Below are 22,413 nucleotides of genomic sequence, written 5' to 3' on the forward strand. Positions count from 1 at the left end.
CCGCTGAGGGCGGGGGGTCAGCGCACCACCAGCGTCGTGTCCCCCCGCCGCGGCACCAGTTCCCCCACGACCGGGTAGCCGGGGACCTCCCCGGCCACCAGCAGGCCGCCGGAGGTCTGCGCGTCGGCCAGCAGCACCAGCTCGTCCTCGCCCACCGCCCCGGCGTCCAGGTGCGGGCGGACCCACTCCAGGTTGCGGCGGCTGCCGCCGGGCACGAAACCCTCGGCCAGGGACCGGCGTGCGCCCTCGACGTAGGGGACGGCCGCGGCGTCCACGACGGCCGTCACCCCGCTGGCGCGCGCGACCTCGTGCAGGTGGCCCAGCAGACCGAACCCCGTGACGTCGGTGGCGCAGCGGGCCCCGGCGGCCAGGGCCGCGCGGGAGGCGTCGGCGTTCAGGGTCGTCATGACGGCGACCGCTTCGGCGAACACCTCCCCGGTGGCCTTGTGGCGGTTGTTCAGGACCCCCAGGCCGAGCGGTTTGGTGAGGGTCAGCGGCAGACCGGGCTGCGCGGCGTCGCCCCGCAGCAACCGCTCGGGGTCGCCGAGGCCGGTGACGGCCATCCCGTACTTGGGTTCGGGGTCGTCGATGCTGTGCCCGCCGCCGAGGTGGCAGCCGGCCGCGGCGGCCGCGTCGGCGCCGCCGCGCAGGACCTCCCGGGCCAGCTCGGGGGGCAGGACGTCGCGCGGCCAGCCCAGCAGGTTCACCGCCACCAGCGGTTCCCCGCCCATGGCGTACACGTCCGACAGCGCGTTCGTCGCCGCGATGCGGCCGAAGGTGTAGGCGTCGTCGACGACGGGGGTGAAGAAGTCGGCGGTCGCGATGACGGCCCGGCCGCCCTCGACCCGCACCACGGCCGCGTCGTCGCCGACCCCCACGAGCAGGTCCCCACCGGCCGGGCCGGTCAGGCCCGCGACCATCTCCTCCAGCTCACCGGGCGGGATCTTGCACGCGCATCCGCCGCCGTGGGCGTACTGGGTGAGTCTCACGCGCGTCACCGTATGGCACCCTGGGCGCACGTGCGAGGAGGCGTACGGGTGCCTGGTGGCCCCCGCGGTCTTCAACACCGACGTGACCGAGCACCTCGGTCAGGTGGGTTCGATTCCCATCCGCCTCCGCCACGTACGGTGGGCCCCGTGACCCAGGACGCGACCCAGGACCACCGGCGGACCGTCCCGCGCACCGACGCGCTGCTCGCCGACGAGCGCCTGGTCAGCGCCGTGCGCGACCGGGGCCGCGACGTCGTGAAGGCCGCGGTGCGCCGGGCCCAGCAGCAGGTCCGCGACGGCGCCCTGGACCCCGGCCGCGTCGTCGAGGCGGTCCTGGCCGCGCTGCCCCCGGCGGGGACGACGCTGCGCCCGGTCCTCAACGCGACCGGCGCGGTCCTGCACACCAACCTCGGGCGCGCGCAGCTGTCCGCGGCCGCGGTCGAGGCCGTCGTCGCGGCGGCCGGGGCGACCGACGTCGAGATGGACCTGACGACGGGGCGCCGGGCCCGGCGGGGCCGGGGGACGCTGGACGCGCTGCGCGGGGCCGTGCCCGCCGCCGGGGACGTGCACGTCGTGAACAACGGCGCCGCCGCCCTCGTCCTGGCCGCCACCGCCCTCGCCGCCGACCGCGAGATCGTCGTCAGCCGCGGTGAGCTCGTGGAGATCGGCGACGGGTTCCGGCTGACGGACCTGCTGGAGTCGACCGGGGCCCGGCTGCGGGAGGTCGGGACCACCAACCGCACCTCGGTCGCGGACTACCGCGACGCCGTCGGGGAGCGGACGGGGTTCGTCCTGAAGGTGCACCCGTCGAACTTCGTCGTCAGCGGGTTCACCGCGGCCGTCGGGCCGGAGCAGCTGCGCGGCCTGGGGGTCCCCGTCGTGGTGGACATCGGCTCCGGCCTGCTCGCCCCGGACCCGCTGCTGCCGGCCGAACCGGACGCGGCCTCGGCCCTGGCGGCGGGCGCCGACCTGGTGACCGCCTCGGGGGACAAGCTCCTCGGCGGCCCCCAGGCCGGGCTGCTGCTGGGCGAGGCCGGGCTCGTGGAGCGGTTGCGGCGGCACCCGCTGGCCCGGGCCCTGCGCGTCGACAAGCTGACCCTGGCCGCGCTGGAGGCGACGCTGCGGGCCGCGCCGAACCCCACGCGCGACGCCGTGCACGCCGACCCCGGCGAGCTGCGGGACCGCAGCGAGCGGGTGGTGCGGGCGCTGGCCGGCGCCGGGGTCGCGGCGGGCGTGGAGCCGTCCGTCGCCGTCGTGGGCGGCGGCGGCGCCCCCGGGGTCGAGCTGCCGTCGTGGGTGGTGGTGCTGCCCGCCGAGCTGGCCGTCCCGCTGCGGACCGGCGCGCGCCCGGTCGCCGGGCGCGTGGAGGGCGGGCGGCTGCTGCTGGACCTGCGCACCGTCCCCGCCGGCGCCGACGACCTGCTCGTCGAGGCCGTCACCACCACCGCCGCCACCACCGCCGCCACCACCGCTGAGGTGCTCCGCTGATGCACGTCGTCGCCACCGCCGGGCACGTCGACCACGGCAAGTCCTCGCTGGTGCGCGCGCTCACCGGCCGCGACCCCGACCGCTACGCCGAGGAGAAGCGCCGGGGGCTGACCCTGGACCTCGGGTACGCCTGGACGGACCTGCCCGGCGCGGGGCAGGTCGCGTTCGTCGACGTCCCCGGCCACGAGCGGTTCGTGCCGACCATGCTCGCCGGGGTCGGGCCGGTGCCCGTCGCGCTGTTCGTCGTGGCCGCCGACGGCGGCTGGATGCCGCAGTCGGCCGAGCACCTCGCGGCCCTGGACGCCCTCGGGGTCCGGCACGGCCTGCTGGTCGTGACCCGCGCCGACCTCGCCGACCCCGCCGACGCCACCGCCGAGGCGCTGGCCGAACTGCGCGGCGGGTCCCTGCGCGACGTGCCCGCCGTGGCGTGCAGCGTCGTCACCGGCGCTGGGCTGGACGACGTCCGCGCCGCCCTGGCCGCCGTGCTGGCGCGGGTCCCGTCCCCCGACCCGGCCGCACCCGTGCGGTTCTGGGTGGACCGCAGCTTCTCGGTGACCGGTGCCGGGACCGTCGTCACGGGCACGCTGCCGGCGGGGGCGGTCGCGGTGGGCGACGAGCTGCGGCTGGGCGAGCGCACGGTCCACGTGCGGGGCGTGCAGTCCCTCGAGCACCCCGTGCCGCGGGCGCAGGGCGTGGCGCGGGTCGCGCTGAACCTGCGCGGGGTCGACCGGCGCGACGTGCGCCGCGGCGACGCGCTGCTGACGCCGGGCACCCACGTGCGCACCGACGTCGTCGACCTGCGGGTCGGGGCCACGGCCGACGACGCGGCCGACGACACAGCCGGCGACGTGGCGGCCGCCGACCTGCCCCCCGAGCTCGTCGTGCACGTCGGGTCGGCCGCGGTCCCGGCGCACGTGCGGCCGCTGGGCGCCGACCTCGTGCGGCTGCGGCTGGGCTCGGCGCTGCCGCTGGTGGTGGGCGACCGGCTGCTGCTGCGGGACCCGGCCCGGCACGAGGTCCTCGGCCCCGGCACCGTCCTCGACGTCGACCCGCCCCCGCTGCGCCGGCGGGGGGCCGCGGCGGCGCGCGCGGCGGAGCTGGCCGACGTGCGCGGCCCCGACGCCGCCTCCGAGTTGCGGCGGCGGAAGGTGTTGCGCGGCAGCAGGTTGCGGGAGATGGGGGTCCCGGTCGCCGGGACGCCGGTGGTGGGCGACTGGTACGCCGACCCGGGGTTCTGGGCGCAGTGCCGGGCCCGGCTGCGCCCGCTCGTCGCCGCGTTCGCCGCCGCCGACCCCCTGCAGCCGGGGCCGACCCTGGAGCAGGTCCGCCGCGACCTCGCCCTGCCCGACCTGGACCTGGTCACCGCCCTGGTCGCCGAGCCCCTGCGGGTGCGCGGGGGCCGGGTCGTCGAGCGCACCGACGACCTGCCCCCGGCCGTCGAGCGGTCGGTGGCGGCCGTCCTGGCGGACCTGGCCGGCGCCCCGTTCACGGCCCCCGACGTCGAGCGGCTGCGGGAGCTGCGGCTGGGCCGGGCCGAGCTGGCCGCCGCCGTGCGCGCGGGCCGGCTGGCGAAGGTGGCCGAGGGGATCGTGCTGGCCCCCGGCTGGGCCGACCGGGCCGTCGAGGCGCTGCGCGCCGTCCCGCAGCCGTTCTCGGCCAGCGACGCCAAACGGGCGCTGTCGACGTCGCGCCGCGTCGCGGTGCCGCTGCTGGAGGCGCTGGACGCCGCGGGCCGCACCGCGCGCGGGGCCGACGACCGCCGCCGGCTCACGGGGCGCTGACCCGTGCGGGTGCTGGGGATGCTGTCGGGGACCTCCCACGACGGCATCGACCTCGCGGTCGTGGACTTCTCCGTCCACCCGGGGGAGCACGGCGACGTCCTGCGGGCCCGGCTGGGCGAGCACCGCACCGTGCCGTACTCCGACGACCTGCGCGCCGACCTCGTCGCCGCCCTGCCCCCGGGCCGGGTCGACCTGGCGCAGGTGTGCGCCCTGGACGTGCGGATCGGGCAGGAGTTCGCCGCCGCGGCCGCCTCGGTGGGCGAGGGGTTCGACCTGGTCTGCTCGCACGGGCAGACGGTGTTCCACTGGGTGCAGGACGGCACCGTGCGCGGCACGCTGCAACTGGGGCAGCCGGCGTGGATCGCGGAGGCGACCGGCGTCCCCGTGGTCTCCGACCTGCGGACCGCCGACGTCGCCGCCGGCGGTCAGGGTGCGCCGCTGGTCCCCGTCCTGGACCGCCTGCTGCTCGCGCCGTTCCTCGCGCGGGGTGCGAGCGCCGCGGCCCTGAACCTCGGCGGCATCGCGAACGTGACGGTCTGCGCGCCCGGCCGGCCGCCGCGGGCCTGGGACACCGGCCCGGCCAACGCCCTCCTGGACGCCGCGGCCGGCGGCGTGGACCTCGACGGGCGGCTCGCGGCCGCGGGGACGGTGGACCGGGCCGTCCTGGCCGAACTGCTCGCCGAGCCCTACTACGCGCTGGCCCCGCCGAAGACGACGGGCAAGGAACTGTTCCACCCCGGGTACCTGCGGCGGTTCTCCCACCTCGCCACCGCCGACCTGGTCGCGACGCTGACCGAGCTCACCGTGCGGACCGTGGCGGACGCGCTGGACGGTGTCGACGTCGTCGTCGCCTCCGGCGGCGGGGTGCGCAACCCGGTCCTGCTGTCCGGGCTGCGGGCCCGGCTGCCCGGGCTGGTCGTCTCCGACGAGCTCGGCTGCCCGGCCGACGCCAAGGAGGCCGTCGCCTTCGCCCTGCTCGGCTACGCCGGCGCGCGGGGCTGGCCGGGCAACGTCCCCTCGTGCACGGGCGCCCGCGGGGAACGTCTGCTGGGGCGGCTGACCCCGGGGAGGTCCCCGGGGAACCCCTCGTGGAGCCCCCCGGGGACCTCCCGGTGGCCCGTCTCGCTGGACCTCAGCCCAGCGGGATGACGCCCGTGGCGAGCGCCGCGAGGAGCATCACCAGCGACAGCACCACGGCCCGCCAGATGACCTTGCGGTGGTGGTCGGCGAGCTCGACCTTGGCCAGCGACACGAGCAGCAGCATCGCCGGGACCAGCGGGGAGGTGAAGTGCACGGGCTGGCCGACGATCGAGGCGCGCGCCATCTCCACCCCGGAGATGCCGTACTCGGCCGCGGCCTGCGACAGGATCGGCAGCACCCCGAAGTAGAAGCCGTCGTTGGACAGGAAGAACGTCAGCGGCATGCTCAGGACGCCGGTGATGACGGCCAGGTGCGGGCCCCACGCGTCGGGGACGACGTCGACGAGCCAGTTCGCCATCGCGGTGTCCATCCCGGTCTGCGACAGCACCGCGGTCAGCACGGCCGCCGCGAACACCATGGAGACGACCGAGACGATGCTCGAGGAGTGCTCCTTGATCCGCTCGACCTGCTCGGCGGGGCGGGGGAAGTTCACCAGCAGGGCGACCGCGGTGGCCACCATGAACAGGAAGGGCAGCGGCAGGACGTCCATCCCGAGCAGCACGAGCAGCGCCACCGTCAGGGCGCCGTTGAACCAGATCAGCCTGGGGCGCAACGTGGGGCGGCCGGGGTCGAGGGCGCCGCGGTCGGCGTCCCCACCGGCCGGCCCGCCGTCACCGGCGGAACCCGCGGCGGGGGAGGACCCGCCGGTGCGGGAGCGGGGGCCGCCGCCGGACAGCGCCAGTTCGCGGGACTCGACGACCTCGACGGTCTGCACCGTCCCGAGGGACATCTCCAGGCCCTGCCGCTGCAGCCGCCGCTTCTCCGAGACGCCCAGCGCCCAGGCCATGAGGACGACCGCGACCATGCCGGCGAGCATGCTGGGGATCATCGGGTTGAACAGTTCCGAGGGGGACACGCCCAGCGCGGTGGCGGCCCGGACCGTGGGCCCGCCCCAGGGGATGACGTTCATGACCCCGGCGGACAGGTTCGCCACGACGGTCAGGACCACGGGGGACAGCTTCAGGCGCAGGTACAGCGGCAGCATGGCCGAGACGGTGATGATGAACGTCGTCGACCCGTCGCCGTCGAGGGACACGAGCGCGGCGAGCACCGCGGAGCCGACGACCACGCGCACGGGGGAGTTCCCGCACAGCCGCAGGATCAGCCGGATGAGGGGGTCGAACAACCCGACGTCGATCATCAGCCCGAAGTAGACGATCGCGAAGAACAGCAGCGCGGCCGTGGGGGCGAACTCCCCGACCTGGTCCATGACGGCGTCCCCGACGCCGGCCCCGGCGCCGGCGATCACCGCGAAGCACAGCGGGACGAGGATGAGGGCGACGACCGGGGTGAGCCGCTTGGTCATGATGAGGACCATGAACAGGGCGACCATGGTGAAACCGAGGGTGACGAGCATCGTGGCTCCGACTCCGAGTTCTCCGTCGAACGGGACGCGGGGAACGCTAGGGGTGCCCACCGGCCGGTGAGGGGTTGCGCGCACTGAGCGCGGGCGGACCCGATCCGTGCGTTGTGCGCGTTCTGCTCACGGCCGCCGGGAGGACTACCGTTCCCGCGTGGACCCCCGACGATGGCCGTTCAGCCGGCAGGTGCTGGCCGTCCTGCTGCTCCTGGTCGCCGTGGTCCTCGCCGTCGGGTGCGGGGGGTCGGTCTACCTGCTGCACCAGCAGGCCGTCGTGGAGTCGCGCAACCGCAGCCTCGACGTCGCCCGCACCCTGGCCGAGGACGACACCGTCCGCGCGGCGGTGGCCGCCGCCGGCGACGCCCCGCCGGCGAGCGCGGCGCAGCTGGCCGACGGGGAGGTGCAGCGGGAGGCCGAGGCGGTGCGGGCCCGGACCGGAGCCCTGTTCGTCGTCGTGACCGACGACCGCGGGCTGCGGCTGGCCCACCCGAACCCGCAGCTGCTGGGCCGCCGCGTCAGCACCGACCCCTCCCGGGCGCTGGCCGGTCAGGAGGTCGTCACCGACGAGACCGGGACGCTGGGGGAGTCGGCGCGGGCCAAGGTGCCCGTGTACGCGCCGGCCTCGGCCCGGGTCGTGGGCGAGGTCAGCGTCGGCGTGGGGGCCGCCGCGGTCGCCGACCGGGCCCGGGACGCGCTGTGGCCGGCCCTGGCCGTGGCCGCCGGCGCGCTCGTGGTGGGCCTGGTCGGCGCCCACGTCCTGGCCCGGCGGCTGCGCCGGCTGACCCTGGGCCTGCAGCCGGACGACCTCGGCGGGATCCTGCAGGCGCACGACGCCGTGCTGCACGGCATCGCCGAGGGCGTGGTCTCGCTGGGCCCGGACGGGCGCGTCGTGCTGGCCAACGGGGAGGCGGCCCGCCTGCTCGGGCGGCCCGTCCCGGCCGGGTCGTCGCTGGCCGACCTGCCGGTCCCCGTGCGCGACGTCGTCGAGCGGCCGCGGGCGGTGCCGGCGCTGGCGGTGGTGGGGGACCGGGCGCTGCTGCTGGCCGCGCGCGCCGTCGAGCGCGACGGGCACCTGCTGGGCCACGTCGTGACGGTCGCCGACCGGACCGACGTGGAGCTGCTGACCCGCCAGCTGGACGCCGTGCACGCCGTGGGGGAGGTCCTGCGGGCGCAGCGGCACGAGTTCGCCAACCGCCTGCACCTGGTCTCCGGGCTCCTGGAGACCGGCCGCCCGCAGGAGGCCGCGGACTACGTGCGGGCGTTGCTGGCCACGGGGCCGCTGGGGTCGCGCGTCGACGGGCTGGACGCCGTCGCCGACCCGTACCTGCAGGCCTTCGTCGCGGCCAAGGCCGCCCACGCCCGCGAGAAGCAGGTCGCGCTGGGGCTGGGGGAGGTCTCGGTGGCCGGGCGCGTGGCCGACCCGGTGGACGTCACGACGGTGCTGGGCAACCTCGTCGACAACGCCCTCGCGGCGGCCGCGGGTCGGCCCGGGGCGTGGGTCGAGGTGGACCTGGTGCAGGAGGGTTCCGACCTCGTGCTGGCCGTCGCCGACTCCGGCCCGGGGGTTCCCGAGGAGTTGCGCGACACCGTGTTCGAGACGGGGGTGACGACCCGGCACGACGGGCAGGGCATCGGGCTGGGGCTGGTGCGCCAGGTCGCGCGGGCCCGCGGCGGCGACGCGTGGCTGGCCCCGTCGGCCCCCGGTGCGGGGGCGGTGTTCGTCGCCCGGCTGCCCGGCGCCCTGACGCCCGTGCACGCGGTGGAGGTGGGCTGATGCTGCGGGTCCTGGTGGTCGACGACGACTTCCGCGTCGCGTCCCTGCACGCCGGGTACGTCGAGGCCGTCGCGGGGTTCGAGGTGGCGGGCACGGCCGGCTCGGTGGGGCAGGCGCGCGCCGCGCTGGCCCGGGGCAACCCGGTGGACCTGCTGCTGGTCGACGTGTACCTGCCCGACGGTTCCGGGCTGGACCTGCTGGGCGACCGCGACGCGTTCGTCCTGACGGCGGCGGGGGAACCGGCCACGTTCCGCCGGGCCGTGCGGTCCGGGGCGCTGGGGTACCTGGTCAAACCCTTCGGCGAGGCGGCGCTGCACACCCGGTTGCGGGCCTACGCGCGGTACCGGCGGGTGCTGTCGACGGCCGAGGAGCACGGCCAGCCGCTGGACCAGGACGTGGCGGACGCGGCGCTGCGGGCGCTGCACGCCGAGTCCGGCGCGGCCCGCGGCGCCAGCGCGGCGACGAGCGCGACGCGGGAGCTGGTGCTGCGGGCGCTGGCGGAGGCGCCCGGGCCGCTGTCGGCGGCCGAGGTGGCGGCCGCCACCGGCGTCTCGCGCGCCACCGCCCAGCGCCACCTGGCGGCCCTGGACGGGGAGGGGCGGCTGGCGCTGCGGTTGCGCTACGGCGCCACCGGCCGGCCCGAGCAGCGGTACGCGCCGCTGCCGAACCCCTGAGGGGCCGCTGACCGGGGCCGCTGACCGGGGGACGCTGAGGCGTCAGTCCCCGGCCAGGACGCAGCGGTCCCGGCCGCCGGCCTTGGCGGCGTAGAGCGCCCGGTCGGCCGCGGCGAGCACGTCCGCCGCCGCCGCGTCCGCGTCCCCGGTGGCCACGCCGACGCTGCAGGTGACGCGGGGCCGGGTGCCGGCCGCCACCGCGGCCCGCAGCCGCTCGGCGACCGCGCGCGCCTCGGCCGGGCCCGTGCGCGGCAGCAGCACCGCGAACTCCTCCCCGCCGTAGCGGGCCACCAGGTCGCCCTCGCGCGCGGCGGCCACCAGGCCCGCGGCCGCCGTCCGCAGCACCTCGTCCCCCGCCTGGTGCCCGTGGGTGTCGTTGACCGCCTTGAAGTGGTCCAGGTCGACCAGCGCGATCGACCAGGGGGCCCCGGCGCGGTCCAGCCCGGCCAGGGCCCCGTCCAGGGTCCGGCGGTTCGCCACCCCGGTCAGGCCGTCGAGGGTCGCGGCCCGCCGCAGCCCGGCGACCGCCGCGGCCCGCGACAGCGCCAGGGCCGCGTGCGAGACGGCCTGCTCGGCGGTGCGCAGGACCCGCCGCTCCAGGCCGCGGTCGCGGCCGAAGTCGACGAGCAGCCACCCGCCGCCGGTGCCCGGCGGCAGCGGCAGCACCGCGACGCCGCGGGCGTCGGGCCACAGCGCCGCCAGCCACGGGTCCCGGGCGGCGTGGGGGCGGCGCAGCAGGACCGGGCGCTGCTGCGCGCTCGCCGTGACGAGGCTGGTGTCGTCGACGGCGGTGCGCAGCAGCCGGGCCCGGCGCGCCGGCAGCTGCTCGACGGCGAAGGCCGTCAGCAGGTCGGCGACCCGGTCGGCGTCGTCGACGGTCGCGAGGTCGCCCAGCAGCCCGTGCAGCGCCTCGGCGTCCAGCCGCCGCCGGCGCAGCTCCCGCTCGTTGACGGCCGCGAACGTCGCCGTGCCCAGCGTGGCGGCCCAGATGACGGCCGCCGCCGCGGTCGCGTCGCGCCCCGACGTCCCGGTGCCCGGCCCCAGGTCGAGCACGCCCGTCGCTCCGGCCTGCAGGAGCAGGAGGACCAGGACGCTCTGCACGACGGCGACCTTCACCCCGGTCCGGAACGACGTCACGAGCGTCACGGCCATCGCGTGGACGGCGAACAGCGCGACCCCGGGAGCCCCCAGGGTCGGCAGGGCCGCCGTCAGGGCCAGGCTGTCCAGGACCAGGCCCAGGTCGAGCCCGGCGCGGGCGGCGCGGCGGCCGGCCCGCACCAGCAGCGCGAGCAGGCTGGTCAGCACCAGGTGCCCGGCGGCCAGCGCGAGCAGCGCCGCGCCGTTCGCCGGGTCGCGGCCGTCGGCGGCCCACCACAGCACGGCCGCCGTGCCCGCCAGCAGCAGGCGCAGGACGACGGTCCAGCGGATGCGGTCGGCCAGCGGGACCAGGGAGCTGGTGTCCCTCGAGGGACTCACGTCGGGCCCCCTTCCGCGGGGAGTCGTGCCGGGGTCGCCTCGTCGAAGGCCAGCCGGTCGTCGGGGACGACCGGGGAGAGCGCGAGCTTGGGGTCGTCGCGGTCGATGCGGTGCTGCAGCACCAGGAACACCGCGGCGACGAGCAGCACCCCGGCGGGGTACTGGGCGTGGCGGACCATCGCCACGCCCACCGTGGCCACCGCGCGCGCCGGGTCGCGCAGGGCCTGCGGGAGGTCGGGCAGCAGGGCGTCCAGCGGGGCGCCCCACGCGCGGCCGTCCCGCTCCCGCGGCCCCGTGGTGCGGGGTCCCGGGGGCGGCGGTGCGGGCGGGGCGCCGACCGCCGGGGCGCTCGTGGGGGAGCCGGGAGCGGTCCCGGGGGCGGTCCCCGGGGTGGTTCCCGGGGTGGGCGGTGCCGTGCCGGCGTTCGCCGCGGCGGGCACGGGGAGGGGGGTGGGGGCGTCGGACGGCGTCGCCGCTGGGGCGGGGGCGGTGGTGACCGGGGTGCGCGCGCCGGGACCGGTCGGCGAGCGCGGGGTGGGTGCGGCGGCCGTCGCCGCGGGGGTGGTGGTGGGTCGTGAGGTCGGCCCCGGGAGGGGCTGCCCGGTGGGCGGGGTGGTCGGCTCGGTGGTCGGTGCCACCACCGGCTCGGTGGCGGGTGCGGTGGTCGGTGCGGTGGTGGGTGCGGTGGTGGGTCGCACCACCGGTGTCGTGGTCGGTGCGGTGGTCGGTGCGGTGGTCGGTGCGGTGGTCGGTGCGGTGGTGGGTGCGCTGGTCGGTGCGGTGGTGGGTGCGCTGGTCGGCGCGGTGGTGGGTGCGGCGCTCGGACGGGGGCGGACCGTCCCGGTCGTCGTGGTCGCGGGCCCCGCACCCTGGGCGTTGACGGCGCTGACGGAGAAGGCGTGGTCCCGGCCGGGGGCGAGGCCGTCGACGACCGCCGTCCCGACGGCGCCGACCCGGACGGTGCGCCCGGTGCTGCGCCCGGACCCGTCGAGCACCTCGACGACGTAGCCGGTGACCGGGGAACCGCCGTCCCGGGCGGGAGGAGTCCAGGTCACGGTGGCGCTCAGCTCCCCCGCCGTCGCGGAGACGTCCGACGGTGCCCCCGGCGTGGTGGGGTCGGCGAGGAGCGAGAGCGTCCGGGCCGCGCAGCCGCGGAGCTGGTAGGCGCAGGTGCGCACCGTGGCGGTGCCGGTGCCGGCCCGCGCGGGCGTCCAGCTGAGCGTGCCGGTGGCCCCGTCGAGGCTCAACCCGTCGGGGACGGCGCCGACGAGCGCCCAGCTGCCGGTGCGCTGACCCGACAGCGCGAACGAGGAGGGCGCGCCCCAGGTGGCCCGCAGCACCCCCGGGTCGTCGATGACGGCGGGGCTGCTCGGGGACCACCGCACGACGCGGTGGTTGCGCTGGTCGGCGATGAGGACGTCCGAGCCGGACGTCGACACCCCGGTCGGCTCGTCGAGGCTGAGGCCGCGCAGGTCGAGCTCACGGATGGTCCCGTCGGCGTCGATGACGTCGACGGCCTTGTTGCCGGCGTCGGCGAGGTAGAGGTTGCCGTCGGCGTCGACGGTGATGCGCTCGGGGTAGTAGAGGGGGCTGCGGGTGGCCGGCCCGACGACGATCCGCCCCACGTCGCCGTTGCCCGCGACGACCGACAGGCGCCCGCCCTGGAGCGCGTAGACGCGCTGGTGGGACTTCGAGACGATGTCCAGCACCCCGCCGGGGGTGACGGCCAGTCCCACCGCGCCGCCGAGCGCGACCTCGGTGGCCGGGCGCGACAGGTCCGACGTCCCGCCGGTCTTGCCGGCCCCCGCCACGACGTCCAGCCGCCCGTCGCTCACGGCGAGGACCTGCTCGGCGTTCTGGTCGGCGACGAAGACCGTCCCGTCGTGGACGGCGACCTCGACCGGTTGCCACAGGGGCGAGGACAGGGCGTCGCCGGCGACGGGTGCGCCGAGGGTCCCGTTGCCCGCGACGACGGTCAGGACCCCGCCCGGGGTCACCCGGACGACCCGGCCGTGGCCCATGACGGCGATGTACACGTCGTCCCGGGCGTCGACGTCGATGCCCATGGGCTGCATGAGGTCCGCCGCCGTGGCGGTGCTCGCGGGCTGCGCCGCGGCGTTCCCCCACTCACCCGTGCCGGCGAAGACCGTCCGGGTCCCGTCGGGGGCGATCCGGAAGACCCGGTTCCGGCCGGCGTCCGAGACGTAGGTGTTGCCGTGGCTGTCCACGGCGGTGTCGACGGCCGCGCCGATCTCGAGCGGGGTGCCGGTGTGGCCGGTGTTGTCGGCGATGACGGTGGCCGTGTAGCCGACGGTGTCGGCGGCCAGGGCGGGGGTGGGGACGCTCACGAGGACGCCGACGACGACCGCGACGGCCCAGCGCAGGGCGCGGGCCGTTCGGGTCGGTGTCGAGGAGGGCACGGTGGGTGTTCGGGCGTTCGGCCACCGGACGTGACGGCCGGTCCACCGGGTGGGCCAAGCCGTCAGCCGTCGATCCGCTCACGGGCTCCGCCGGGAGGGGGCCGATCGGGTGATCGGTGGGTGCCTCAGCAGGACGAGCCCGGCGAGGCGTGGTGATGTGAGCACGCTGAGTAGAAGAAGCAGGTGGCCTGAACGGGTCGAAGTAGACAGACTGCGACGAACCGGTGACCATGAGCAGTTAACGAGGGAGGAGCTGCGGATGAGCCGGTGGCCCTGGTCGGCCCGGCACCAAGCAGGCGACGACGTGCGCACCCGCGTCGTGCCCTGGGCGATCTTCTCCCCGCTCGTCGCCGTCGGCGTCTTCGCGCTGTGGCAGGTGGCCTACGACGGCGGCCCCACCCTGGGGTCCCTCGTGGCCGCGCTCATGGGCGGGGTGGTCTCCTCCGCGCTGCTGCTCCTGCTGGCCCTGCAGTCCGCCGTCCGGCTCGACGCCGACGGCCGCCACCGGCAGCTCGAGCTCGACGCCGCGCTGCGCCAGGCCCTGCACGACCCCCTCACCGACCTCGGCAACCGGCAGCTGTTCACCGACCGCCTCCAGCACGCCCTGGCCCGCCGCGGGTCCAAGGCGTGCGCGGTCCTCTACCTCGACCTCGACGGGTTCAAGGGCGTCAACGACACCCACGGGCACGCCGTCGGCGACGTCGTGCTCGTCGAGGTCGCCAACCGGCTGCGCGCCGCCGTGCGCCCCGAGGACACCGTCGCCCGCTTCGGCGGCGACGAGTTCGCCGTGCTGTGCGAGGACCTGTCCGACGAGCTGAACGCCTCCCGCATCGCCGACCGCGTCGTGAACTCGATCGCCGACCGCCCCATCGAGTTCGGCGAGGGCCGCCAGCTCGTCATCACCCCCAGCGTGGGCATCGCGCTGGCCCGCGACGAGGCCGACGCCTCCAAGCTGCTGCGCCGGGCCGACGCCGCCCTGTACCGCGCCAAGGAGGGCGGCAAGGCCCGCTCGGAGCTGTTCGACGAGCGCATGCAGGCCCAGGCCGTCGACACCCTGCAGACCGAGGACGACCTCGCCCTCGCCGTCGCCGAGGGCCAGCTGCGCCTGCACTACCAGCCGATCGTCGACCTGCGCGACGGGCACGTGCAGGGCGTCGAGGCGCTGCTGCGCTGGCAGCACCCCCGCCGCGGCCTGCTCCAGCCGGCGGAGTTCGTGCCGCTGGCCGAGCGCAGCGGCCTCATCGTCGACATCGGCAAGTGGGTCATCGACGAGGCCTGGCGGACGCTGGAGCACTGGTACGCCACCATCGAGGACTGCCGGCTGACGATCGCCGTCAACGTCTCGCGCCGCCAGCTCGCCAACGCCCAGCTCCTGGACGCCGTCGCCACCAACCAGCCCACCGGGCCGGCCGGGAACGCGCTGCTCGTCGAGGTCAGCGAGGACCTGCTCGTGGCCGACGCCAACGCCGGGTTCTCCACCCTGCACGCCCTGCGGATGATGGGCGTGCGCGTCGCCGTCGACGACTTCGGCGCCGGCGTCTCCTCCCTGGCGCACCTGCAGACCATGCCCATCGACCACGTCAAGGTCGACCGGCACTTCGTGGCCGGCCTGGGCCGGCACCGGCAGGACGAGGCCGTCGTCGCGGGCATCATCGGGCTGGCCAAGAACATGGGGGTGGGGGTCGTCGCCGAGGGCGTGGAGTCCTCCGACCAGCTCGAGGCCCTCAAGCGGCTCGGCTGCGACTCCGCCCAGGGGTTCCTGCTCGGTCGCCCCAGCGCCGACGTCCGCGACGTCATCGACCTGCCCGCGGTGGAGCGGGCGCAGGACGCGGTGGAGCGGGCGGTCGTGACGCGGTGAGCACCGCGAGCGCTGCGCCGGACGACGCGGTACCGCCGACCCTCGTCGACCTCCCGGGCGTGCAGGACGGGACCGACGTCGAGTTCGAACCGGTGCCCCTGGGGCTGACCGCACGGACCCCCGACCTCCGGGGCGCTCCCCACCCCGAACCCGGGGACGACGCCCTGGGATAACGTGCGCCCGTGCCGACGATCGACCTGCAGGACCTCCACGACCCGGCGCACGCCAGCTTCCTGCGCGACTACACCTCCCTGCGCGACGTGCAGCTGCGCACCCGCCGGGAACCGGCCGAGGGGTTGTTCCTGGCCGAGAGCGCCGAGGTCATCCGCCGGGCCCTGGAGGCCGGGTACGTCCCGCGCTCGTTCCTCCTCTCCCCGCACCGCCACGCCGAGCTCGCCGACGTCCTGCCCGCCGACGTGCCCGTGTTCGTCGCCCCGCCCGCGGCCGTGGAGGAGCTGACCGGCGTCGACCTGCACCGCGGGGCGCTGGGCTCGTTCGTGCGCCCGGCCCCCCGCACCGTCGAGGACCTGCTCGCGGCCCTGCCGCCCGGGCCGGCGCGCCTGGTGGTGCTGGAGGACGTCGCCGACGCCACGAACGTCGGCGCCGTCGTGCGCTCGGTCGCCGCGTTCGGCGTCGACGGGGTCGTCGTGTCCCCGCGCTGCGCCGACCCCCTCTACCGGCGCGCCGTGCGGGTGTCCATGGGCACCGTCCTGCACCTGCCGTGGGCCCGCGCCCGGTCCTGGCCCGGCGACCTGGACCTGCTGCGGGGCGCGGGGTTCACCGTCGCGGCCCTGGCGCTGTCGGACGACTCCGTGGCGCTGGGGGAGTTCGAGGTGCCCGAACGGCTCGCGTTCCTGCTGGGCACCGAGGGCGACGGGCTGAGCCGGCGCGCGCTCGCGGCCGCCGACGTCGTCGTGCGGATCCCGATGGACCCGCGGGTGGACAGCCTCAACGTGGCGGCCGCCGGCGCCGTCGCGCTGTGGGAGACGAGGCGGGCGTAGCGTGGCGGACGTGCACGTCGCCGTCCTGGGAGCCGGGTCGTGGGGCACGGCCGTGGCCGGGGTCCTGGCCCACCGCGCCGACAGCGTGGGGTTGTGGTGCCGGCGGGAGGAACTGGCCGCGCAGGTCCGCGCGACGGGTTCCAACGAGGCCTACCTGCCGGGCGTCCCGCTCTCACCGCGCATCGCGGCCGGTTCGGAGTTCGCGGCCGTGGTGGCCGGTGCCTCCTTCGTCGTCCTGGCGGTCCCGTTGCAGCAGTTGCGGTCCCGGCTCTCGCAGTGGGCCGGGGAGTTCCCCGCGGTGCCCGTCGTGAACCTCGCCAAGGGCGTCGAGGCGGCCACGGGCGAGTTCGGCACCGAGATCGTGCGGGAGGTCCTCGACGTCCCGCACGTGCTGGCCCTGTCGGGGCCGAACCTGGCCGCCGAGATCGCCCGCGGGCAGCCCGCGGCGACCGTCGTGGCGGGGACCGACCTCGCGGTGGCGCAGGAGGTGGCCGAGGCCTTCACGACCCCGGTGTTCCACGCGCACGCGGTGACCGACGTCGTCGGGGTGGACGTCGCGGGGGCGTTCAAGAACGTCGTGGCGCTGGCCGTCGGGATGGTCGAGGGGGCGGGGCTGGGCGCGAACGCGCGCGCCGCGGTCCTGACGCTGGGCCTGAGCGAGATGGCCGCGCTGGGGTGCCGGCTGGGAGCCTCGACCTCGACGTTCCTCGGGCTGGCCGGGGCTGGGGACCTCGTCGCGACGAGCACGTCGTCGCTCTCGCGCAACCACCGGGTCGGGGTGGCGCTGGGGGAGGGGCTGCCGCTGCCGGCGGCGGTCCAGCGGGCCGGCGGCACCGCCGAGGGGGTCGCGACGGCTCCGGCGCTGCTGCGGCGCGACGCCGACCTGCCGTTCGTGCGCGACGTCGTGGCCGTGCTGGAGGGGGACGTCTCACCCGTGCAGGCGGTCTCCCGGCTCCTGTCGGCGTCCTGAGACCAGCCGCCGCAGCGCCGGCCACGCGAACGGCAGGTAGGGCAGCGGGCCCTCGAAGGTCGTGAGGCACCCGCCGGGGGTGGCCCGGACGGCGTGTTGCAGGTCGATCCCGGCGACGCGCCACGACCAGGTCATGGCCGCCTCGTCGACGGCGGTCACCGTGAAGGGGACGAAGTTCACCGTCCCGGTGACGCCGGGGGCGATCCGCTCCGCCGAGGCCCGCACGCGCCGGACCTGCGGGGACCAGGACGGCCAGCGGGCGGGGCGGGCGTAGTCCTCCCACGCCTGCCCCGCCGGCCGGGTCCCGCGGGCGTGGATCACCCGGCGGCCAGCGCGATGTCGACGACCTCGGCGTTCGGCAGCGCCGCGAGGTCCGCGCCGCGCACGACGAGCTTGGAGCGGCGCACGCCGGAGCCGACGAGCACCCAGTCGGTGGCCGCGACCCGGGTGTCGACGAGCACGCGCCAGTGCGCCGGCAGCCCGACGGGGGTGATGCCGCCGAACTCCATGCCGGACTCGGTCACGGCCCGCTCCACCGGCAGGAACGAGGCCTTGCGGACCTCCAGCAGCTTCTTCACCGCCCCGTTGACGTCGGCGCGGGTGCCGGCCAGGACCACGCAGGCCGCGACCCGTTCGGCGCCCTCGCGCTTGCCGGCCACGACGACGCAGTTCGCCGAGGCGTCCAGCGGCACGCCGGCCGCCTCGACGAGGGCGGCGGTGTCGGCCACACCGGGGTCGATGGCGGTGACCCACGCGCCGTCGGGCAGCGCGGCCCGCACGACCTCCGGCAGCAGTTCGGGGTGAGCGGCGGCGGGGGACAGGTCCAGCGTGCCCGCGGCGCGCTGGGCCGCGGGCGGGACGACGGGGTGGGCGTCCGTCACCGGGAGTAGACGGGGCTCAGGGTGGCCCGGGCGAGGACGTGACCCAGCGACATGAAGGCCGCGACCGTCGGCGTCGCCCCCGCGGGCAGGCCGAGGGACTCCACGTCGAGGGCGTGGACGGCGAAGACGTACCGGTGCGGGCGGTCCCCGGGCGGCGGGGCCGCGCCCGTGAAGTCGGGCGAGCCCATGTCGTTGTCCAGCGCCAGCGCGCCCTGCGGCGCCGCCGCGCCCCGCTCCAGGCTCGTCACCGAGACCGGGACGTCGACGAGGGTCCAGTGCCAGAACCCCGCGGGCGTCGGTGCGTCGGGGTCGAAGCAGTTGACCAGGAAGCTCCTGGTGCCCTCGGGGAAGCCGTCCCAGCTCAGCTGGGGGGAGACGTTCCCGCCGGCGTGCCGCTCGTCCATCTGCTCACCCGAGGTGACGTCGGAGGAGTGCAGGGCGAAGGCGGGGACCGCCGGCAGCAGGGAGTAGGGGTCGGGGGCCACGGGGCGTTCGAGGTTCACGGGACGAACCTAACGAACGGGTGCCGGACCGGCCCGGCGGGCCGAGCCGGCACCCGGGTGAAGGTGACTAGTTCCCCTTGGGCGGCAGCGGGGCGTCCAGCGGGTGGTCCTCGCCGTAGAGCATGGCCTGGACGGCGCGGTGGGCCTTGGGGTTGACCACGATGGGGGCGAAGAGGTTCATGGTCGCCTTCTCCATGCCCTCGGCGAGGTTGACGATGGCCAGGACGGCCCCGTCCTCCTCCTTCTCGATCTGGAGGGCCTTGGCCGTGTCGGGGTCGATCACGGCGTCGTAGTCGGGGTAGAACGGCTGCGGGTCGGCCAGGACCAGGCGCAGGTCCGGGTCGGACGTCGACCGCATGGTGAGGAAGAGTCCGTCCTCGTCGAGGGGCTCGAGCTCGAAGCGGGTGTGCTCGTCGAAGCCCATGAGCGGAGTGACGAACTCGATCTTCGGGGTGGTTTCGGAGGCGATGCTCACGTCGTCGATCCCTTCGTCTGCAGTTCCCCGGGCTTCCTGTGCCCGGGCATCGGGCTTCCCACCACCGGGCTCGGCACGTTGGCCCGGCGGTCGCTCGACTGATACAGACAGTAGCCGAAAAGTGGCTCAGCGTCGCGGTGTTGACCGGAACGCGGGAAACGCCGGACGCCCCGTCGCGCGCGGCGACGGGGCGTCCGGGGGGAGGTGCCGGTGGGGCGGGGGCGAAGCTGCTCAGGCCACCAGCAGCGGCGCCCGCAGCGGCAGCTCGGTGCCCGCCAGGACGACCTGGGCCGCCCGCAGCGTGCGCTGGTTCACCACGATCGGGGCCAGCAGGTTCACCGTCGCCGTGGCCGGGTCGTCCCCGATGTTCACGACGTTGAGCACCACGGCCTCGGAGGCGTCCTGCAGGTCCAGGGCGTGGACGACCTCGTCGTCGACCCGCGGGGCGTAGTCGGGGAAGAAGCGGCCCGGGGCCACCACCACCAGCCGCACCCCGCTGCCGTCGGCCGCCCGCAGCGACGACAGCGTCCCCTCCTCGTCCAGCGGGAGGAGGTGGAACGTCGTCTGCTCGGCGAAGCCCATGAGGGGGGCGACGAACTCGATCGCGCGGGTGGTCACGGACAGGTCGGTCATGGGGGTCACTCCAGGAGCTCCGGGTCGGGGCGGCTGACGGCGGCCGTCAGCGCAGGAAGTCCAGCAGCGTCGGCTGGATCGTCTTGGCCGTCGCCTGCAGGGCCGCCTGGTAGGCGACGTTCTGCATGTTGAACTCGACGTAGGTCTTGGCCATGTCGACGCCCTCGACGTCGTCCAGCTGCGTCCGCAGGTACTGCAGCTGGTTGGCGTTGACCTCCTCGGCGTGGTCGAGCTGGTTGTCGCGCGCGCCGATCGTCGCCAGCGCGGTGGCGTTCTTGCTGATCCGCGAGTCCAGCCCCACCAGGCTGGCGCCGATCGCCGTGCCGTTGTTCGCCGTGACGGCCGCGGCCAGGTCGGTCAGCTCGTCGAACAGCGAGTTCGGGGCGGTGCCGAAGACCGCGCCGCCGTTGACGTTGACGGTCATGTCCACGCCGGGGGAGATCGTCCGGGTCACCGCGGCGCCGTTGTCGGCGGACGCGTACGTCACCGGGTCGTAGGCCTGGGTGGTGTCCCTCGTCCCGGCGAAGACGGCGCGCCCCTGGTACTGGGCGTTGGCCGAGCCCAGGATGGACGCCTTCGCCTCGTTGATCTCCGCGACGATCGCCGCGCGGCCCTTGTCGTCCAGGGTCGCGTTGCCGGCGCGCACCGCGAGGTCGCGCACGTAGCTGAGCCGGTCGGCGACGCTCGTGAGCGCCTCCTCCTGCGTCGTGTTCCACGCCCGCGCGTCGGCGATGTTGCGGGTGTTGGCGTCGTTGCCGGCGATCTGGTCGTTCAGGCGCAGCGCGGCCGCGGCCCGCACCGAGTCGTCGGAGCCCTTGGACAGGGACTTGCCGCTGGACAGCTGCTCCTGCAGCTTCGCGGTGCGCGACTGCGCGTTCTGCAGGTTGGTCAGGGAGTTGAGCGCGATGCTGCGCTGGGTCACTCGGCCGATCATCGTCGGGAGCTCCTCTCAGGGGGTGGTGGGGGTCAGCGGACCATGTTCAGCAGCGCGTCGAGCGCCTGGTCCATGGTGGTGAGGACCTTGGCCGCCGCGGAGTACGCGTGCTGGTAGGCGACGAGGTTGGTCATCTCCTCGTCCAGGTTGACGCCCGAGACGCCGTCGCGGACGGCGCTGGACTTCAGCGACACCTGCGAGGCCAGCTCGGCGCGGTTGTTCGCCGACTGGGTCGAGGCCGCCAGCTTGGTCACGTTCGCCTGCCAGGTCGCCTTGGTGCCCGCGCTGCCGCCGAAGGTCGCCAGGACGTCCTTGGCGACGCTGCGGTCGGACAGGCCGGCCGGGCTGTCGACCAGCGCGGTGGGGGAGGCCACGAGGCTCGCCTCCACCTGCAGGCTGTGGGCGGTGATCGTGGTGTCCCCGCCGGCGGGGGTGAAGAACTTCCGCGTCCCCGTGGAGTCGTACTTGGCGTTGACGTCGGCGGCGAACTTCTGGGTGAACGTGTTCAGCCCGTCCCACTGCTTGGCCAGCGTGGTGTTGGCCCCGTCGATCGTGGCCTTCAGCGAGCCCGAGACCGGCGCCGTGGTCTGGTTGCCGACGGTGACGACGAGCTGGTCGCCCCTGCGCAGCTGCGGGTTGCCCGGCGTCGTGCCGTCGCTCGCCCGGTAGCCGACCGTCATGTCGTGGGCGAAGTCCCCGTTCACGACGAAGGTGTTGCCCACCAGGACGTCGACGGTGCCGTTCTCGCGGGCGACGGTGCGGGCGCCGGTCAGGTCGGCCAGCTGGTTGAGGTACTGGTCGCGCTGGTCCAGCAGCTCGTTCGCCGAGGCGCCGGAGGCCAGCGTCTCGCGGATCGAGGTGTTCAGCCGGGCGATGTTGGCGCTCGCGGTGTTGGCCTGCGTGACCAGGGTCTCCGCCTGCAGGCCCAGCTGGGCGTACTGGCCCTGGAGCTGCTGGTCCATCCCGCTGATCGTCGCGGCGACGCTCTGGCTGGTCGTCACGACCAGGGACTTCGCGCCCTCCAGACCCGTGGTGCCGGCGTTGACCAGCGAGTTCCACGCCGAGGTGAGGTCGGCGAGGTCCTTGCTCAGGCCCGTGGTGCCGGTGTCGCCGATCGCGGCCTCGGCCGCGGACAGGACGGTCGCCGCGGTGGCCTGCTCCTGGGCGTTGGCCGAGTCCTGGCGGGCGGTCGCGGTCGCCAGCGCGTCGTTGACGCGGGTCAGGCCGTTGACCACGACGCCGTCGCCCGGGACGTGCTTCTGGGTGAACTGGCCCGTCTGGTTCAGGACGCTCGCGGACTGCTCGACCCGCTGGCGGGAGTAGCCCGGGGTGTTCACGTTGGCGATGTTCTGCCCCGTCGTCTCCATGCCGCGCTGGGCGGCGCCGAGGGCGCGGGAAGCGTTGTTGATGCCGGAGAAGGTGCTCATCGTCCAGGTCCTTTCAGAGGGCTTCGTCGACGAAGTGGGCGCGGGACCCGCCGGTCGACGCAGTCGTGTTCTTGCCCCGGGCGGTGTAGGTGTCCAGGGGCTGGTCCAGCCCCAGGAGGGTCTCGCGCAGGGCGCGGGACCCGGCCTTGAGCAGGTCCCGGTTGGCGTCGGCCAGGTCCTGGATCTCCGAGGTCAGGGTCAGGAAGGCGTCGCGGTGCGACGTGAACAGCTGCCCCCACGGTTCGGGGGCGGCCTCGGCGATCGCGTTCAGGCTCGGCCCGGGCTCCAGCCCGAGGTCGGCGGCGATGGCGTCGACCTCGACGGCCCGCAGGAGCTCCGTGGAGCGGATCTGCTCCATGACGAACTCGACCTCCCGGGTCGCGTGCGCCAACCAGCGCGTGCGGCCGCTGGCCAGCACGAGCTGCTCCTCCTCGAGCTTGAACAGGAGCAGCTCCAGCAGCTCCCGCTCCTTCCAGAGGATGCCGGAGACCTCGGCGAGTCCCATGCGTGTCCTTCCACGATGCCGTCGTGCCGTCGTCAGTGGTGCTCGAGCCCTCCATCGACGCCGA

At 75.9% G+C, this 22,413-nt stretch carries 21 protein-coding genes and 1 tRNA gene; 10 read left to right on the top strand and 12 right to left on the bottom strand.

Features of this window, described 5'->3' with window-relative positions; translation table 11 throughout:
- Nucleotides 1-17: 17 nt before the first annotated feature.
- Nucleotides 18-998, bottom strand: coding sequence for a selenide, water dikinase SelD (selD, locus tag BJ968_RS20620; protein ID WP_179755018.1), 981 nt, complete (start codon nucleotides 996-998; stop codon nucleotides 18-20).
- A 27-nt stretch (nucleotides 999-1,025) separates the two neighbouring features.
- Here selD and BJ968_RS20625 point away from each other — a divergent pair.
- The 4 genes from BJ968_RS20625 to BJ968_RS20640 all read left to right on the top strand — a co-directional run bounded on the left by BJ968_RS20625 (nucleotide 1,026) and on the right by BJ968_RS20640 (nucleotide 5,407).
- A tRNA-Sec gene (locus tag BJ968_RS20625) sits at nucleotides 1,026-1,121 on the top strand.
- Between the two features lie 15 nt (nucleotides 1,122-1,136).
- Complete coding sequence (selA, locus tag BJ968_RS20630; protein ID WP_179755020.1) at nucleotides 1,137-2,477, top strand: L-seryl-tRNA(Sec) selenium transferase; 1,341 nt, start codon at nucleotides 1,137-1,139, stop codon at nucleotides 2,475-2,477.
- Complete coding sequence (locus tag BJ968_RS20635) at nucleotides 2,477-4,258, top strand: SelB domain-containing protein (RefSeq protein WP_179755022.1); 1,782 nt, start codon at nucleotides 2,477-2,479, stop codon at nucleotides 4,256-4,258. Before selA ends, BJ968_RS20635 begins: the two co-directional genes overlap by 1 nt.
- A 3-nt stretch (nucleotides 4,259-4,261) precedes the next feature.
- Nucleotides 4,262-5,407, top strand: a complete 1,146-nt coding sequence (locus BJ968_RS20640; protein ID WP_179755024.1) for an anhydro-N-acetylmuramic acid kinase — start codon at nucleotides 4,262-4,264, stop codon at nucleotides 5,405-5,407.
- On the opposite strand, the gene BJ968_RS20645 is transcribed toward BJ968_RS20640, so the two are convergent.
- Nucleotides 5,391-6,815 carry a CitMHS family transporter gene (locus BJ968_RS20645; RefSeq protein WP_179755026.1) on the bottom strand — a complete coding sequence of 475 codons (1,425 nt, stop codon included), beginning with the start codon at nucleotides 6,813-6,815 and terminating at the stop codon, nucleotides 5,391-5,393. The genes BJ968_RS20640 and BJ968_RS20645 overlap by 17 nt on opposite strands.
- 157 nt (nucleotides 6,816-6,972) lie before the next feature.
- Here BJ968_RS20645 and BJ968_RS20650 point away from each other — a divergent pair, with 157 nt between their 5' ends.
- Together BJ968_RS20650 and BJ968_RS23825 are read left to right on the top strand one after the other, a co-directional pair.
- A complete protein-coding gene (locus tag BJ968_RS20650) occupies nucleotides 6,973-8,592 on the top strand; it encodes an ATP-binding protein (RefSeq protein WP_218885205.1) in 1,620 nt (539 codons plus the stop codon).
- The gene (locus BJ968_RS23825) at nucleotides 8,592-9,266 is read left to right on the top strand and encodes a response regulator transcription factor (protein ID WP_218885206.1); all 675 of its coding nucleotides are present in this window, start codon (nucleotides 8,592-8,594) and stop codon (nucleotides 9,264-9,266) included. The genes BJ968_RS20650 and BJ968_RS23825 overlap by 1 nt, the downstream gene beginning before the upstream one ends.
- A 42-nt stretch (nucleotides 9,267-9,308) precedes the next feature.
- Here BJ968_RS23825 and BJ968_RS20655 read toward each other — a convergent pair whose 3' ends face one another.
- Complete coding sequence (locus BJ968_RS20655) at nucleotides 9,309-10,742, bottom strand: diguanylate cyclase (RefSeq protein ID WP_179755028.1); 1,434 nt, start codon at nucleotides 10,740-10,742, stop codon at nucleotides 9,309-9,311.
- Nucleotides 10,739-13,162 (bottom strand): fibronectin type III domain-containing protein, encoded by a 2,424-nt coding sequence (locus tag BJ968_RS20660; protein ID WP_179755030.1) that lies wholly within the window; start codon nucleotides 13,160-13,162, stop codon nucleotides 10,739-10,741. The genes BJ968_RS20655 and BJ968_RS20660 overlap by 4 nt, the downstream gene beginning before the upstream one ends.
- A 259-nt stretch (nucleotides 13,163-13,421) precedes the next feature.
- Between BJ968_RS20660 and BJ968_RS20665 the strand changes: the two genes are divergently transcribed.
- The 4 genes from BJ968_RS20665 to BJ968_RS20680 are packed head-to-tail and all read left to right on the top strand — an operon-like array spanning nucleotide 13,422 to nucleotide 16,991.
- Nucleotides 13,422-15,020: a putative bifunctional diguanylate cyclase/phosphodiesterase gene (locus tag BJ968_RS20665; RefSeq protein WP_179755032.1), complete on the top strand. Its 1,599-nt coding sequence runs from the start codon at nucleotides 13,422-13,424 to the stop codon at nucleotides 15,018-15,020.
- Nucleotides 15,017-15,193, top strand: a complete 177-nt coding sequence (locus BJ968_RS20670; protein ID WP_179755034.1) for a hypothetical protein — start codon at nucleotides 15,017-15,019, stop codon at nucleotides 15,191-15,193. Before BJ968_RS20665 ends, BJ968_RS20670 begins: the two co-directional genes overlap by 4 nt.
- A gap of 9 nt (nucleotides 15,194-15,202) precedes the next feature.
- Entirely contained in the window at nucleotides 15,203-16,021 is an 819-nt protein-coding gene (locus tag BJ968_RS20675) for a TrmH family RNA methyltransferase (RefSeq protein ID WP_179755036.1), read from the top strand.
- A gap of 10 nt (nucleotides 16,022-16,031) precedes the next feature.
- A complete protein-coding gene (locus BJ968_RS20680; protein ID WP_179755038.1) occupies nucleotides 16,032-16,991 on the top strand; it encodes an NAD(P)H-dependent glycerol-3-phosphate dehydrogenase in 960 nt (319 codons plus the stop codon).
- Here BJ968_RS20680 and BJ968_RS20685 read toward each other — a convergent pair.
- The 8 genes from BJ968_RS20685 to flgN form a co-directional block, all read right to left on the bottom strand.
- Entirely contained in the window at nucleotides 16,950-17,312 is a 363-nt protein-coding gene (locus tag BJ968_RS20685; protein ID WP_179755040.1) for an SRPBCC family protein, read from the bottom strand. The genes BJ968_RS20680 and BJ968_RS20685 overlap by 42 nt on opposite strands.
- Complete coding sequence (locus tag BJ968_RS20690) at nucleotides 17,309-17,872, bottom strand: YbaK/EbsC family protein (protein ID WP_425491540.1); 564 nt, start codon at nucleotides 17,870-17,872, stop codon at nucleotides 17,309-17,311. Before BJ968_RS20690 ends, BJ968_RS20685 begins: the two co-directional genes overlap by 4 nt.
- Nucleotides 17,869-18,375, bottom strand: coding sequence for a YbhB/YbcL family Raf kinase inhibitor-like protein (locus BJ968_RS20695; protein WP_179755042.1), 507 nt, complete (start codon nucleotides 18,373-18,375; stop codon nucleotides 17,869-17,871). Before BJ968_RS20695 ends, BJ968_RS20690 begins: the two co-directional genes overlap by 4 nt.
- Before the next feature lie 67 nt (nucleotides 18,376-18,442).
- A complete protein-coding gene (gene fliW / locus BJ968_RS20700) occupies nucleotides 18,443-18,850 on the bottom strand; it encodes a flagellar assembly protein FliW (protein ID WP_179755044.1) in 408 nt (135 codons plus the stop codon).
- A 231-nt stretch (nucleotides 18,851-19,081) separates the two neighbouring features.
- A complete protein-coding gene (locus tag BJ968_RS20705; protein ID WP_179755046.1) occupies nucleotides 19,082-19,483 on the bottom strand; it encodes a flagellar assembly protein FliW in 402 nt (133 codons plus the stop codon).
- Between the two features lie 46 nt (nucleotides 19,484-19,529).
- Nucleotides 19,530-20,417, bottom strand: a complete 888-nt coding sequence (gene flgL, locus BJ968_RS20710) for a flagellar hook-associated protein FlgL (RefSeq protein WP_179755048.1) — start codon at nucleotides 20,415-20,417, stop codon at nucleotides 19,530-19,532.
- 32 nt (nucleotides 20,418-20,449) lie between these two features.
- Nucleotides 20,450-21,844: a flagellar hook-associated protein FlgK gene (flgK, locus tag BJ968_RS20715; RefSeq protein WP_179755050.1), complete on the bottom strand. Its 1,395-nt coding sequence runs from the start codon at nucleotides 21,842-21,844 to the stop codon at nucleotides 20,450-20,452.
- A 13-nt stretch (nucleotides 21,845-21,857) separates the two neighbouring features.
- Complete coding sequence (gene flgN, locus BJ968_RS20720; RefSeq protein WP_179755052.1) at nucleotides 21,858-22,349, bottom strand: flagellar export chaperone FlgN; 492 nt, start codon at nucleotides 22,347-22,349, stop codon at nucleotides 21,858-21,860.
- Between the last annotated feature and the right edge of the window lie 64 nt (nucleotides 22,350-22,413).

The sequence above is a fragment of the Kineococcus aurantiacus genome, assembly GCF_013409345.1.
Taxonomy (GTDB): domain Bacteria; phylum Actinomycetota; class Actinomycetes; order Actinomycetales; family Kineococcaceae; genus Kineococcus; species Kineococcus aurantiacus.